This is a genomic window from Ferrovibrio sp. GW821-FHT12F09 (assembly GCF_058806775.1).
Map to the genome: position 1 here is coordinate 400939 of NZ_JBXAPZ010000002.1, position 12037 is coordinate 412975.

Here is a 12037-nt window from a genome sequence, read left to right on the forward strand (position 1 = left end):
GGGCTGGCATAGACTGACGATGACTTCTGCGAGGACCTGCGATGACGCCCACCATCATTGTGATCAATCCCAACTCGAACGAAGCGGTCACCGCCGGCATCGATGCCGCGCTGGAACCGCTGCGCATCAGCGGCGGTCCGGCCATCCGCAGCCTGACGCTGAAGGAAGGCCCCGCCGGCATCCAGACCCAGCATGATGTGGAGTCCGTGGCGCTGCCGCTGGCGCGCCTCGCCAAGTCGCTGGAAGCCGAAGCCAGCGCCTTCGTCATCGCCTGTTTCAGCGATCCCGGCATGCATGTGGTGCGCGAAACGGTCAGCAAGCCAGTGCTCGGCATCGCCGAAAGCGGCGCGCTCACCGCCATGACCATGGGCCATAAATTCGGCGTCATCGCCATTCTCGATGGTTCGATCCCGCGCCATCTGCGGCTTTGGGGCGCCATGGGGATCACGGATCGTCTCGCCGGCGAGATGGCCATCGGCCTGACCGTGGCCGAACTTTCGGATCGCGAACGCACGCTGAAACGCATGATCGATACCGGTAAGCGCCTGCGCGATGAACGCCAGGCCAATACCATCGTGATGGGCTGCGCCGGCATGGCGGTGTTCCGCGACCCGCTGCAGGATGCGCTCGGCATTCCGGTGATCGAGCCCACCCAGGCCGCCACCACCATGGCGCTCGGCCGCGTGCGTCTGGGCTGGTAAGCCGGCATGGACATCGCCGCCGCCGATCTCTCGCCCGACCGCATCTACAAGCTGCTGGTCAGTACGGTGATGCCGCGCCCGATCGCGCTGGTATCCACGCTGAATGCCGACGGCGGCACCAATGCCGCACCGTTCAGTTTCTTCAATGTCTTCAGCAATGCACCGCCACTGCTGGTGATCGGTATCGAGGGCAGCAAGCGCGACGACGGCAAGCCGCACAAGGATACGGCGCGCAACATCATTGAACGCGGCGAATTCGTGGTGAACCTGGTCAGCCATGCCATCGCGGAAGCCATGGTGGCCAGTGCCATCGATTTTCCCGAAGGCGTCAGCGAATTCGAGGCTGCCGGCTTCACGCCGCGCGACTCCAAACAGATCGCCGTGCCGGGCATCGCAGAGTCGCCGGTCAGCTTCGAATGCCGGCTCTTTGCCACGCAGGCACTGCCCTATAACCGCAGCCTGGTGACGGGCGAGATCGTGCATCTGCATATCGCCGATGGCGCCATCGACGACAAGCTGCATGTCGATCCCGATGCTCTCGATCTGGTCGGCCGCATGCACGGCGCCGGCTGGTACACCCGCACCCGTGACCGGTTCGAGATTCCGCGCATGACCGTGGCCGAATGGCAGGCCCGCAAGACATGAGCGACGCGGCATTTCTGGCTCAACTGAAAGGTATCGTCGGTCCGGCCCATGTGCTGACCGCAGATGCCGATCAGGCGGCTTATGTTGTCGATTGGCTGAAGAAATATCGCGGCCGCGCCCTGGCGGTGGTGCGGCCGGCCGATACCGCGGAAGTCGCGGCCGTGCTGCGCTGCTGCAACGAGGCGCGCGTTTCCGTTATCCCACAGGGCGGCAATACCGGCATGGCCGGCGGCGCCACGCCGGACGACAGCGGCCGGCAGGTGATCCTCAGCCTGGGCCGGCTCAACAGAATCCGTGAGATCGATCCGGTCGGCAACACCATCACGGTGGATGCCGGCTGCATCCTTGCCAATATCCAGGCCGCGGCGCGCGAAGCCGGACGGTTCTTCCCGTTGAGCCTGGGCGCCGAAGGCAGTTGCACCATCGGCGGCAACCTTGCCACCAATGCCGGCGGCATCGCCGTGCTGCGCTACGGCAACACCCGCGAACTGGCGCTGGGGCTGGAAGTGGTGCTGGCCGATGGCCGCATCTGGGACGGGCTGCGCGGGTTGCGCAAGGACAATACCGGCTATGACCTGCGCGACCTGTTCATCGGTTCGGAAGGCACGCTGGGGGTCATCACGGCGGCTGTGCTGAAGCTCTATGCCGCCCCCGCGACGCGCGCCACCGCCATGGTCGCCCTGCCTGATCGCGATGCCGCACTCAAGCTCTTCGTGCGGCTGGGCGCACGCGCCGGCGACCGCCTGGCCGCCTTTGAATTCATGACCCGCAACTGCCTGGATCTGGTGCTGCAGCATGTGACCGGGACCGTATCGCCCTTTGCAGCCGTCCCGCCGGCCGTGGTTCTGGCCGAGTTGAGCGATGCCGATGCATCCGCCGATCTTGGCGGCCTGCTGGAAAGCGTCCTGGCCGAGGCGGTCGAGGCCGGCGAGGCCACGGATGCGGTGATCGCCCAGAGCCAGGAACAGGCAAAAACCCTGTGGCGCCTGCGCGAAGGCATCTCGGAAGCGCAGGTGCGGGCCGGCAAGACCATCAAGCATGATATCGCGCTGCCCATCGGAAGGCTTGCCGCCTTCATGGATGAGTGTGAAACCGCCGTCGAAGCCGCCTTCCCCGGTCTTAATTTTCTGGTCTTCGGCCATCTGGGCGACGGCAACCTGCATTACAACCTGCAGCGCGCGCCGCATATGAACGACGACGACTTCTACGCCCTCACCGGACCGCTCAATGCCGTGGTGCATGACCTGGTCGAGCGCTATCGCGGCAGCATCAGCGCCGAGCATGGCGTCGGCCAGCTCCGCCGCGACGAGCTGCCGCGCTACAAGCCCGCTGTTGCGCTGCAGATGATGCATGACATCAAGGCGCTGTTCGACAGCCGCAATATTCTCAACCCGGGCAAACTGCTCCAAACATAACCGCTCGCCTAACGAGGACTTCATGGCCAAACTCGACGAAACCGCCAAGGGCGTCTACATCATCTCGGTCACGCCGTTTACCGACAGCGGCGCACTGGACCTGGACAGCACCGACCGCATGGTCGATTTCTACATGGCGCAGGGCGTCACCGGCTTCACCCTGCTGGGCATGATGGGCGAAGCGCCGAAACTGACGCTGACGGAATCGCGCAGCTTCGTCCAAAGAGTCCTGAAACGGCTCAATGGCAAGGTGCCGGTGGTGGTGGGCGCGTCCAGCCCCGGCTTTGCCTCGATGGCCGAACTGACCAAAGCCGTGATGGACGATGGCGCCGCCGGCGTGATGATCGCACCGCCCGGTACGCTGAAGACCGACGATCAGATCGTCACCTATTACGAGCATGCGGTCGAGGCCATCGGCAGCGCCGTGCCCTTCGTGGTGCAGGACTTCCCGCAATCGACCAATGTGCATATGTCACCCGGGGTGATCGCCCGCATCATCAAGGCGCTGCCCTCCTGCGTGATGCTGAAGCACGAGGACTGGCCGGGCCTGGCCAAACTCTCGGCCCTGCGCGCCATGAAAGACCTGCGGCGCGTCAGCATCCTGGTCGGCAATGGCGGGCTGTTCCTGCCCGAGGAGATGGAGCGCGGCGCCGATGGCGCCATGACCGGCTTCGCCTATCCGGAAATGATGGTGGGCGTGGTGCGCGCCTACCAGCAGAACGATCCGGGCCGCGCGCGCGACATCTTCGACGCCTATCTGCCGCTGGCGCGTTACGAGCAGCAGCCCGGCCCTGGTCTTGCCATCAGGAAATACGTTTTGCAGAAGCGCGGCGTGATTGCCTCTGCCGCCCTGCGCAAGCCCGGTCCGAAGCTCTCGCCTGCGGACATCGCGGAGATCGAGACCATGATCGCGCGGCAAGCCAAGCGCCTGCAGGAGATCGGCTGATGGATCTGGGACTCACCGGCAAACGCGCGCTGGTGCTGGGCGCCAGCCGCGGCCTGGGCGCCGCCGTCGCCCGCGTGCTGGCCCGCGAAGGCGCCAGTGTCATCGCCGCCGCCCGCACGCTGGCCGATACCCAGGCCTGGATCGCGCAAGAGTCGCCCGAAGTCGCAGCGCGGCTCTCGGCAAAACCGCTGGACCTCGCCGACCGCGCCTCGGTCGATGCGCTGGCGGAGGCGATGCTGCCCGATGGCGTCGATATCCTGGTCAACAATTCCGGCGGGCCGCCGCCGGGTGGGGCCGCCGGCATGGCGCTGGAGCTGTGGCAGCAGCAGTTCACCGCCATGGCCGGACATCTGTTTCACCTGAGCAACCGGCTGCTGCCGCCGATGCAGGCGCGCGGCTTCGGCCGCATCATCACCATTGCCTCATCCGGCATCGAGCAGCCGATCCCGAATCTGGCGCTGTCGAACGCCTTACGCATGGCGGTGCTGGGCTGGTCGAAGACCCTGGCCGCCGAAGTGGCGGCCAGCGGCGTGACGGTGAACCTGGTGCTGCCCGGCCGCATCCATACCGACCGCGTCGACCAGCTCGACGGTGCCGCGGCCACCAGGCAGGGCAAGAGCCGCGAGGAGATCGCCAAGGCCTCGCAGGCGACGATTCCGACGGGCCGCTATGGCCGGCCCGAGGAATTCGCCGATGCGGTGGCCTTCCTGGCCAGCGCGCGCGCCGGCTATATCACCGGCGTGAAACTGCGGGTCGATGGCGGCATGGTGCGGGGATTATAAGAGGCGGGATGGTGGCTGGAGGCGGATTTGAACCGCCGACCCAGGGCTTATGAGTCCCTTGCTCTACCAACTGAGCTATCCAGCCACATCCGGGCCCGCACCGGTAAAAGCCGGCGCGGAGGCGCATGGAATACGGAACCGGCCCCGATCTGTCAAGCGCGCCGCAAGCCCCTGATTTCAGGCCGCTAATTCGCCTGCCGCCGCCCGTGCGATCCAGCCGCCGCCGAGCAGGCGGTCGCCGGCATAGACCACCCCGGCCTGGCCGGGCGCGACGCCGAATTCGGCCATGGCCAGCTCCAGCCGGGCGGTTCCCTCGCCGGCCGCGAAGATCGTCGCCGCCACCGCCGGCTGCGCCGAACGCAGCTTCACGCTGACCTCCAGCCCCTCGGCCGGGATGGCGCCGCCGAGCCAGTTGAGTTCGCGCAGCATGACATGGCTGCGCGCCAGCGCCGCTTTCGGCCCGACGACGACGCGGCGCTTCGGCGCATCGATGCGCAGAACATAGAGCGGCTCCGGGCCGGCGATGCCGATGCCTTTGCGCTGGCCGACGGTGAAATGGATGATGCCCTCGTGACGGCCGAGCACGCGGCCCTCGGGATCGACGATCTCGCCCGGCTCGGCCGCTTCGGGGCGCAGCTTCGCCACGACGCTGGCGTAATCGCCATTGGGCACGAAGCAGATATCCTGGCTGTCCGGCTTGTCGGCCACGATCAGCCCGAACTCTTCCGCCAGCTTGCGCACGGCGGGCTTTTCCAGATCGCCGAGCGGGAAGCGCAGATAGTCGAGCTGCGCCTGGGTGGTGGTGTAGAGGAAATAGCTCTGGTCGCGGCGCGGATCGCGGCCCCTGTGTAATTCAGCCTGGCCGTCTGCACCAAGAGCGCGCTTCACATAATGCCCGGTGGCCAGCGCCGCGGCGCCGAGATCGCGCGCGGTCTCCAGCAGGTCGCGGAACTTGACGCGCTGGTTGCAGCGGATGCAGGGGATCGGCGTTTCGCCATTCACGTAACTGTCGGCGAATTCGTCCATCACCGACTGGCGGAAGCGGCTTTCGTAATCCAGCACGTAATGCGGAATGCCCAGTCGCTCGGCCACCTGGCGCGCATCGTGGATATCCTGGCCGGCGCAGCAGGCGCCTTTCTTGGCCAGCGCCGCGCCATGGTCGTAGAGCTGCAGTGTGATGCCGATGACATCGTAGCCTTCGCGCTTGAGCAGGCCGGCGACCACGGAGGAATCCACCCCGCCCGACATGGCCACCACCACGCGGGTTTGCGACGGCGCGCCGGGCAGGCCCAGACTGTTAAGACCGGATATGTTAACGGGGGCGATCATGGGGGCGGACTATAGCGCCCGGCTTCCGCCGGGCAAGCGAAGGTTGCCCCGGCGAACACCCCGGTTCGGCTGAAAATCACGGCGCCCTGCATGTCTGTTTCGCCTTATTCCGTCTTATCCGATCCTTATTCCGGCTTATCCGGTGCTTATTCCGCCTTATTCCGTCTTATTCCGGCTTATTCCGCTTCGGCCGGCTTCCCTCGGGCTTCCTTTTGCTTCGTTTGCCTTCGGCCGGCTTCGTTCGGCTTCGTTTGCGTTCGTTTGCATTCGCCGGGCTTCGTTTTGCTTCGTCCGGCTTCCCCGGGTTGCCCGGTCAGAAATCCGGACACGGAGCATCATCCGGATTTGACGACACCCGAAAAAGAACATATAATGAACATGCGTAAAAATCAAGGGAGCCGTCCATGACCCCGCCCGTCCCCCTGCCCGGCCCGGCGCCGTCGGGGCCCACCCTGCCGTGCCGCCATCTCAGTATATCTATCGGCCGGCCGGCGGCGGCGGTCTATGCCTTCCTCGCCGATCCGGCCAACTGGCCCGCCTGGGCCAGCGGGCTCGGCAGCCTGCGCCAGCTCGACGATGGCCGCTGGGTGGCGCAGCAGGAGGCCGGCTTGATGACGGTGGTATTCAGCCCGCGCAATCCCTTCGGCATCCTCGACCATACGGTGACGACACCCAGCCAAAATGGAATGGCGGGCATGCAGATCTATGTGCCGCTGCGCGTGATCGCCAATGGCGACGGCGCCGAGGTGATCCTCACACTGTTCAGACTGCCGGAGATGGACGACGCGACATTCACGCGCGACGCGGATTGGGTGATGAAGGATTTGGAGAGATTGAACACTCAGATTAAGAAATTATAATTTCAAGAAATTACATCTCCAACCATTAGTCTGAGAGTCCGTATCGCGACCAAAGAATTTAGAAGGACTTGCACCAATGACGCGCAAACTAACTCCTTCCCAATATAACGCTATGGTCCGACAGATGATCGAGCGCCAAAATCAAGAGATTCGGCGCCGCAATCAGGAAATTGATCGTATAAATCGGGCCAACAAACAAATCATAGAAAACCATAACCGTGAAGTACGCCGTCGTCACGAAGCCATCGACCGCGAAATTCGTCAGGCAAATCAGAACGCAGCTCGGGCAATCGCTAAGTACAATCACGCATTAAACATCTATAATGCGGGGATTCGCGCTGACCGCCAAAGACTACAACAGCAGATTAACGCTCTCCGAAATCGTCCTATTGTTGTGTCGTATAGCGCAGTCCGGACGTCCACTTACTCGCTTCATGATCACTATGAACGAGTTCGCGAAGAAAGCCCCATTTCATCAGAGCATGCAAATCTTGTCGCTCTTTCTGAACAAGAAAGCGCCAACAGTATTGAGGTGATGGGCACACTGCTGGATGAAACGCCCGCCACCACAGATACGCCAATCGAAGACACAGGAGTTCTTGAGTATCTATCCGGATTCTCTGAAGACCTACGCGATCGCTGGAAAGGAGCTGTCTTCGCTCTTAATCCAGACAACCCAGATGCCGCCCGGCACTTCTGCACGAGCGTCCGGGAAATCTACACAGAGATATTGGAAGCTTGGGCCGATGACACGGATGTCATCGCTGCCGACCCAATGTGTCAACGTACACAGCAGGACAAGCCAACTCGACGTGCAAAAATTCAATATTTACTGAGCCGGAAAAATATCAACACCGCAGAACTTGCGGGTTTCGTGGAAGCCGATATCGACAACATCATTGAATTATTCAATGTCTTTAACGAAGCGACACATGGTGCCGCTGGAAAGCACGGCTTTGCGAAGCTACGAGCAATTAGAAAGCGCGTTGAAGGGGGCATTATGTTTCTCGCGACTATTGCCGCCTAAATTTCTATTTAGGCGGTGGATGTCCCAGCTCTACCGCCTTTTTCCTCTGCCCCCCAGTCAGTGCCCTCCAAAAATAGTGCACTCTACCGGTTGGCATATTCGCCAAATCGGCTACGTAACGATCTTTCTGCAAGGTGATGTTAAAGAAGGAGGGAGAGTGGTCTATTTTATTTTTTGTTAGGCGCCAGAAAACCACGAAGGCCTGTTTGGGAGTTAGTTTTTTATTCTTTCTATAGTACTTAAGTGCATTTTCTAGAATGTCATTTTGCTCGATCTTCGCCAGATTCTCGAGAGCACGAATGCAGGCATCGAGTCTCATCTGGTTTGTGATCTCATCAAGCCTCTTTTTCGCTTCCGCCAATGTAAGACGACGACCGCCATGGAAGACCGCGACATTGAATTGAAGAATGCAATGCGATCCAACCATCATGGTGTGACAGGTAAGTTTGTTCGATATCTCGAAGTGATACCTCAATCCATCTTGCCCGCAGAGATGGCATGTCTCGCAAGGCTCTTCGTGATCGTCCGTATGCCCGGTGAATACCCATTCTTCAAATGCCTTGGGCAACGTATCGGCCACAGAGAGTGGTAAAATGCTATCTATTACTCGCCGAGTATATGACTGCATAACCCCTCCCCTTTTAAAATTACGATGCCATGAGAGATATTCTAAATTAAAGCAAGAAAGGCGCATTTTTCTCGTATTTGAATAATACGGAGTTATGCACTCACGATGGTCCAAATGACAAAGCCCCGCATGATTGCTCACGCAGGGCTTTGTCGTTTCCGTCGCAATGGAAGACCTGTTTCGTGCCGCCTCAATCCGCCGCAGCCACCACGCCGCGCTCCTGCATCTGCACCAGGCGCAGCAGGTCTTCCGGCTGGAATGGTTTCTGCAACGTGGCCGCCGCGCCGAATTCGCGGGCGATGCGCAGGTAATCGATGCCGCCATTGTTGCCGCTGCCCGACACGGCGACGATCCGCACATCCGGTTGCCGCTGCACAAGCTGGCGGATGGTTTCCAGGCCCTCCTGATCCGGCATGATGATGTCGGTGATCACCACGTCGAAGCGTTCCGCCTCGAACTTCGCCACGCCGGAGCGCCCGTCGCTGGCGCGTACCACTGTATGCCCCGCCGAGGTCAGGATGGCAGCGATCACATTGGCCATCGGATCGTGGTCTTCGATGATCAGGGCATGCATCACAATCTCCCGTCGGCAAAGGGACAGATCGTACTGACCTGCAGATCCTACTGACCCGCAGAGCGCATGGTGGCCCGAAAAGCCGCGCAGCCCCACTATTCAAAATCCGTCTGGCGCCAGCGTCAATCCCAGCCAGACCAGCCTGAGCGATTGTCACAGGTTTATGATGGCGCGGTTTACGGGCTTATTCGGGCCGGCGTGGTTATGTACCGCCGCGCTGCGCCGCAGCATTGGCAGACGCGGCACATTCGGCTTCAAAAAACGATCACGGAACAGGCATATGCCATCCACCGTTAGGGCCGCCAATCAACACGCGCGCTCCCGGGAGGGCCCCATGCCGATCTACTACTTCGTCATCGAGGAAGACGATGTCTGGCGAATCCGCAAGAAGGGCCAAACCTATGGCGGGTATCTCACCCGCGACCAGGCGATGGCCGAAGCGGTGAAAGCCGCCACCGCATGCGCCGACGAGGCCCATGTGGTGGTGCAGCAGTCCGGCCCCGCCTACCGGATCGCCTGGTCGAACCGCCAGACCGCCCCGCTCCTGGCTGCCCTGGCCCTCTCTACCCCGGCACCGGGCGCCAACGCCGATATCCGCCGCATCGATGTCACCGCCAGCCGGCGGCCGTTCTTCCGCCGGCGTCCGGCACGGCTGCAGGCCGAACCGCCAGCCGCGCTGCTGGGCATATCCGATATCGTCGATCCCGCCGAACTGGACTGACACCCTGGACTGACGGCCGAATGCGAAAAAGCCCCGCGCGATCGCGCGCGCGGGGCTTTGCCGTTTCCGCCGTGCCGTGGCGGCGACTGTGTCCGTTACTTCGCCCTAGCGAACTGCTTCAGCAGCTGCGCCTTGCGCGCGCCCATCTGTTCGGCCATGGCATGCAGGTTGAGGTCATGCCCCTTCAGCTTGGGGAACATCTCCTCTTCCTCTTCCTTCACATGATGCTTGATGTATTCCTTCAGCACTTTCATCTTCGCATCATAGAGGTGATCGGCGGGATCGGCGGCCTCGATCTGCGCGATCAGGTCTTTCGCGCCGGCATGTTCCACCACCGCTTCATCCACCAGATCGTGCTCGATCTCCTTATGGGCCGGCGGATAGAGGATTTCCTCCTCCACCTGGGTATGCACGCGCAGCTCCAGGCAGATCTTGGCCGCCAGCTCGGCCTTCTCGGCCTTGTTCTGGGTATGCTCGAATTGCTCGAACAGGCCCTCCACCTTGCGGTGATCGGCCTTCAGCAGGGCAATGGCGTCATCGGGCGTGCCCTCCACGGCCAGGCTGGTCACCATCTCCTTCACCACCTTGGTCATCGCCGCCGAGGCGGTGAAGGGCAGCTGCGAGGGCTTGCTGACATTCTGCGCCACGGTGGCACGTCCTGTGGCGCGGCCGGTGGTGACGGCGGACTTGCTGGCGCCAGACTGGCGCGCGACAGATTTCGGCGCGGCCTTGCGGGCGCCTGTCGTCTTGCGGGCGGCTGTCGTCTTGCGGGCGCTCGCCTTGCGCGTCGCGCTCTTGGCGCGCGACGCTGCTGACTTGGCGGACTTGGCAGTCTTGGCCGTTTTCCGCGCGGCGCCGCTGCGGGCCTTGGTGCTGGCGGTTTTGGTCTTGGTCGCTTGTCTGGCCATGGGGGCGTCTCCAGGTTGCTGGTGCGTCGCTGCCGGCGACAGTGGAGCCGTCTGCGGCTCGGGTATCCAACAACCATGCTGTCATCGATTGGTTCCGCGCGGCGACGATCATGCGCGACCGCGGGCCGCGCGCCGACAGAATGACGTCAGCGGCGGGTTGAAGCGGCGCGGCCCGAGGCGTACAACCGATTCAACGCCTGTTTCGCCCGGTTTTCTCTCGCTCCGCTTCTTTCTCTTTCTTTCTCTCGCCCCGCTTTCATTTCTTTCGCCTCCATGCGCCTGTTCCGCCCCCTGCGCGACCGCAACATGGCCCTGCTCTGGTTCGGCACCAGCATCGGCCAGGTGGGCCTGCAGGTGTATGACGCCTCGATTGCCTGGATCGCCGTCGACGCGGTGGGCGCCCATGCCTCCTGGGTCATCATGGGCACGGCGGCGCTGTCGCTGCTGCTCAGCCTGTTCGGCGGCCTGCTGGTGGACCGCTTCGAGGAATTCTCCAGCCTGACGGTGATCGACACGCTGCGCGCGGTGCTGGTACTGCTGCCGGCGCTGTGGCTGCTGGTGGCGCCCGATGCGACCTGGTTCTTCGTGCCCACCGTGCTGCTGATGGCACTGCTGCGGCCGCTGCCCTATCCGGTGATCTATGCGGCGCTGCCGCGTCTGACGCGCGAGGGCGCGCTGCTGAACGCGATGAATGCGCTGATCGATGCCGCCGCCCGGCTGTCGCGCGTGGTCGGGCCGCTGCTGATCGGCCTGCTGCAGACCGTGCTGTCGCAGATGGCGATCCTCACCGCGGCGGCGCTGGGCTTCTTCGCCTCGGCCGCCGCGACGTTTCTGCTGCACCGGCGCGTGCCGCCCGACGTGAAGCCGGCCGAGGCCCTGCCCACCGCCGCGGAAGCCGCGCGGCCGTTGCGCGAGGTGCTGGAGGCCCTGCAGGCGGCGCGGGCACGGCCGCCGGTGTGGTTCGCGCTGGTTGCCAATGTGGTCAGCAACGGCGCCTGGCAGGTCGGCTATATCCTCGGCGTGGCGCTGATGATCCAGAGCGAGGCGATGGGCGACCTGGGCGGCTATGCCGCGGTGATGGCGGCCTATGGCGCCGGCAACATCGCCTGCAGCCTGGTGGCCGGCAACCTGGAAATCCGCCGTGCGCCCTGGTGGACGCGGGCCGGGCATATCGTGGCCGGCATCGGCTATTGCGCCATGGCGACGGCGCCCGATATCCGCTGGCTGATGCTGGCCGCCGCCTTCACCGCCTGCGGCGGGCCGCTGGCCGACCTGAGTTTCCTGAGCCAGATCCAGGCCGAGGCCAACCGCCGCATGGTGGCACGGCTTTATCGGCTGAAGCTGGTCGGCGCCTGGACCGGCGCGCTGCTGGCGACGGCGGTCAGCGCCTGGCTGTTCGCCTGGTTCGGCGCGCGGCCGGTGATCGCCGCCTGCGGCGCCGCGCTTTTGCTCAGCGCCGTGCTCGGCTTCCGCTGGCAGAGCCGGCAGGGTGCCGTCTAGA

The 12037-nt window shown here is 63.3% G+C and carries 13 protein-coding genes and 1 tRNA gene; 9 read left to right on the top strand and 5 right to left on the bottom strand.

All coding sequences use genetic code 11. From position 1 onward, the window contains the following. The first annotated feature begins 41 nt into the window (after positions 1-41). From AC1ROB_RS14830 to AC1ROB_RS14850, 5 genes are read left to right on the top strand one after another with little or no spacing between them, the layout of a single operon-like run. Positions 42-701 carry an aspartate/glutamate racemase family protein gene (locus AC1ROB_RS14830; protein WP_492970362.1) on the top strand — a complete coding sequence of 220 codons (660 nt, stop codon included), beginning with the start codon at positions 42-44 and terminating at the stop codon, positions 699-701. 6 nt (positions 702-707) lie between these two features. Then, the gene (locus AC1ROB_RS14835; RefSeq protein WP_492970361.1) at positions 708-1346 is read left to right on the top strand and encodes a flavin reductase family protein; all 639 of its coding nucleotides are present in this window, start codon (positions 708-710) and stop codon (positions 1344-1346) included. Further along, positions 1343-2761: an FAD-binding oxidoreductase gene (locus tag AC1ROB_RS14840; protein WP_492970360.1), complete on the top strand. Its 1419-nt coding sequence runs from the start codon at positions 1343-1345 to the stop codon at positions 2759-2761. The genes AC1ROB_RS14835 and AC1ROB_RS14840 overlap by 4 nt, the downstream gene beginning before the upstream one ends. A gap of 22 nt (positions 2762-2783) precedes the next feature. Continuing rightward, positions 2784-3707 carry a dihydrodipicolinate synthase family protein gene (locus AC1ROB_RS14845; protein ID WP_492970359.1) on the top strand — a complete coding sequence of 308 codons (924 nt, stop codon included), beginning with the start codon at positions 2784-2786 and terminating at the stop codon, positions 3705-3707. Then, positions 3707-4489 (top strand): SDR family oxidoreductase, encoded by a 783-nt coding sequence (locus AC1ROB_RS14850; protein WP_492970358.1) that lies wholly within the window; start codon positions 3707-3709, stop codon positions 4487-4489. Before AC1ROB_RS14845 ends, AC1ROB_RS14850 begins: the two co-directional genes overlap by 1 nt. A 9-nt stretch (positions 4490-4498) precedes the next feature. Here AC1ROB_RS14850 and AC1ROB_RS14855 read toward each other — a convergent pair. After that, a tRNA-Met gene (locus tag AC1ROB_RS14855) sits at positions 4499-4574 on the bottom strand. A gap of 92 nt (positions 4575-4666) precedes the next feature. Next, positions 4667-5818, bottom strand: a complete 1152-nt coding sequence (gene mnmA, locus AC1ROB_RS14860) for a tRNA 2-thiouridine(34) synthase MnmA (protein ID WP_492970357.1) — start codon at positions 5816-5818, stop codon at positions 4667-4669. A gap of 404 nt (positions 5819-6222) precedes the next feature. Here mnmA and AC1ROB_RS14865 point away from each other — a divergent pair, with 404 nt between their 5' ends. Both AC1ROB_RS14865 and AC1ROB_RS14870 read left to right on the top strand, forming a co-directional pair. Continuing rightward, the gene (locus AC1ROB_RS14865; protein WP_492970356.1) at positions 6223-6678 is read left to right on the top strand and encodes a hypothetical protein; all 456 of its coding nucleotides are present in this window, start codon (positions 6223-6225) and stop codon (positions 6676-6678) included. Positions 6679-6802: 124 nt separating this feature from the next. After that, positions 6803-7705: a pPIWI-associating nuclease domain-containing protein gene (locus AC1ROB_RS14870; protein ID WP_492970355.1), complete on the top strand. Its 903-nt coding sequence runs from the start codon at positions 6803-6805 to the stop codon at positions 7703-7705. Positions 7706-7709: 4 nt separating this feature from the next. Here AC1ROB_RS14870 and AC1ROB_RS14875 read toward each other — a convergent pair whose 3' ends face one another. Both AC1ROB_RS14875 and AC1ROB_RS14880 read right to left on the bottom strand, forming a co-directional pair. After that, the gene (locus AC1ROB_RS14875; protein ID WP_492970354.1) at positions 7710-8333 is read right to left on the bottom strand and encodes a hypothetical protein; all 624 of its coding nucleotides are present in this window, start codon (positions 8331-8333) and stop codon (positions 7710-7712) included. A gap of 190 nt (positions 8334-8523) precedes the next feature. Then, positions 8524-8907, bottom strand: a complete 384-nt coding sequence (locus AC1ROB_RS14880) for a response regulator (RefSeq protein WP_492970353.1) — start codon at positions 8905-8907, stop codon at positions 8524-8526. 334 nt (positions 8908-9241) lie between these two features. On the opposite strand from AC1ROB_RS14880, the gene AC1ROB_RS14885 reads away from it, so the two are divergent. Then, a complete protein-coding gene (locus AC1ROB_RS14885; protein ID WP_492970352.1) occupies positions 9242-9628 on the top strand; it encodes a hypothetical protein in 387 nt (128 codons plus the stop codon). Positions 9629-9723: 95 nt separating this feature from the next. Here AC1ROB_RS14885 and AC1ROB_RS14890 read toward each other — a convergent pair whose 3' ends face one another. Beyond that, positions 9724-10536: a hemerythrin domain-containing protein gene (locus tag AC1ROB_RS14890; protein ID WP_492970351.1), complete on the bottom strand. Its 813-nt coding sequence runs from the start codon at positions 10534-10536 to the stop codon at positions 9724-9726. A gap of 273 nt (positions 10537-10809) precedes the next feature. On the opposite strand from AC1ROB_RS14890, the gene AC1ROB_RS14895 reads away from it, so the two are divergent. Then, positions 10810-12036, top strand: coding sequence for an MFS transporter (locus AC1ROB_RS14895; RefSeq protein WP_492970350.1), 1227 nt, complete (start codon positions 10810-10812; stop codon positions 12034-12036). The last annotated feature ends 1 nt before the right edge of the window (position 12037 follow it).

Bases quoted from the DNA above. Each gene is read 5' to 3' on its own strand.
- AC1ROB_RS14865 (WP_492970356.1), top strand. From the start codon at position 6,223: ATGACCCCGCCCGTCCCCCTGCCCGGCCCGGCGCCGTCGGGGCCCACC.
- AC1ROB_RS14835 (WP_492970361.1), top strand. From the start codon at position 708: ATGGACATCGCCGCCGCCGATCTCTCGCCCGACCGCATCTACAAGCTG.
- AC1ROB_RS14885 (WP_492970352.1), top strand. From the start codon at position 9,242: ATGCCGATCTACTACTTCGTCATCGAGGAAGACGATGTCTGGCGAATC.
- AC1ROB_RS14845 (WP_492970359.1), top strand. From the start codon at position 2,784: ATGGCCAAACTCGACGAAACCGCCAAGGGCGTCTACATCATCTCGGTC.
- AC1ROB_RS14895 (WP_492970350.1), top strand. From the start codon at position 10,810: ATGCGCCTGTTCCGCCCCCTGCGCGACCGCAACATGGCCCTGCTCTGG.
- AC1ROB_RS14830 (WP_492970362.1), top strand. From the start codon at position 42: ATGACGCCCACCATCATTGTGATCAATCCCAACTCGAACGAAGCGGTC.
- mnmA (WP_492970357.1), bottom strand. From the start codon at position 5,818: ATGATCGCCCCCGTTAACATATCCGGTCTTAACAGTCTGGGCCTGCCC.
- AC1ROB_RS14890 (WP_492970351.1), bottom strand. From the start codon at position 10,536: ATGGCCAGACAAGCGACCAAGACCAAAACCGCCAGCACCAAGGCCCGC.
- AC1ROB_RS14875 (WP_492970354.1), bottom strand. From the start codon at position 8,333: ATGCAGTCATATACTCGGCGAGTAATAGATAGCATTTTACCACTCTCT.
- AC1ROB_RS14850 (WP_492970358.1), top strand. From the start codon at position 3,707: ATGGATCTGGGACTCACCGGCAAACGCGCGCTGGTGCTGGGCGCCAGC.
- AC1ROB_RS14840 (WP_492970360.1), top strand. From the start codon at position 1,343: ATGAGCGACGCGGCATTTCTGGCTCAACTGAAAGGTATCGTCGGTCCG.
- AC1ROB_RS14880 (WP_492970353.1), bottom strand. From the start codon at position 8,907: ATGCATGCCCTGATCATCGAAGACCACGATCCGATGGCCAATGTGATC.
- AC1ROB_RS14870 (WP_492970355.1), top strand. From the start codon at position 6,803: ATGATCGAGCGCCAAAATCAAGAGATTCGGCGCCGCAATCAGGAAATT.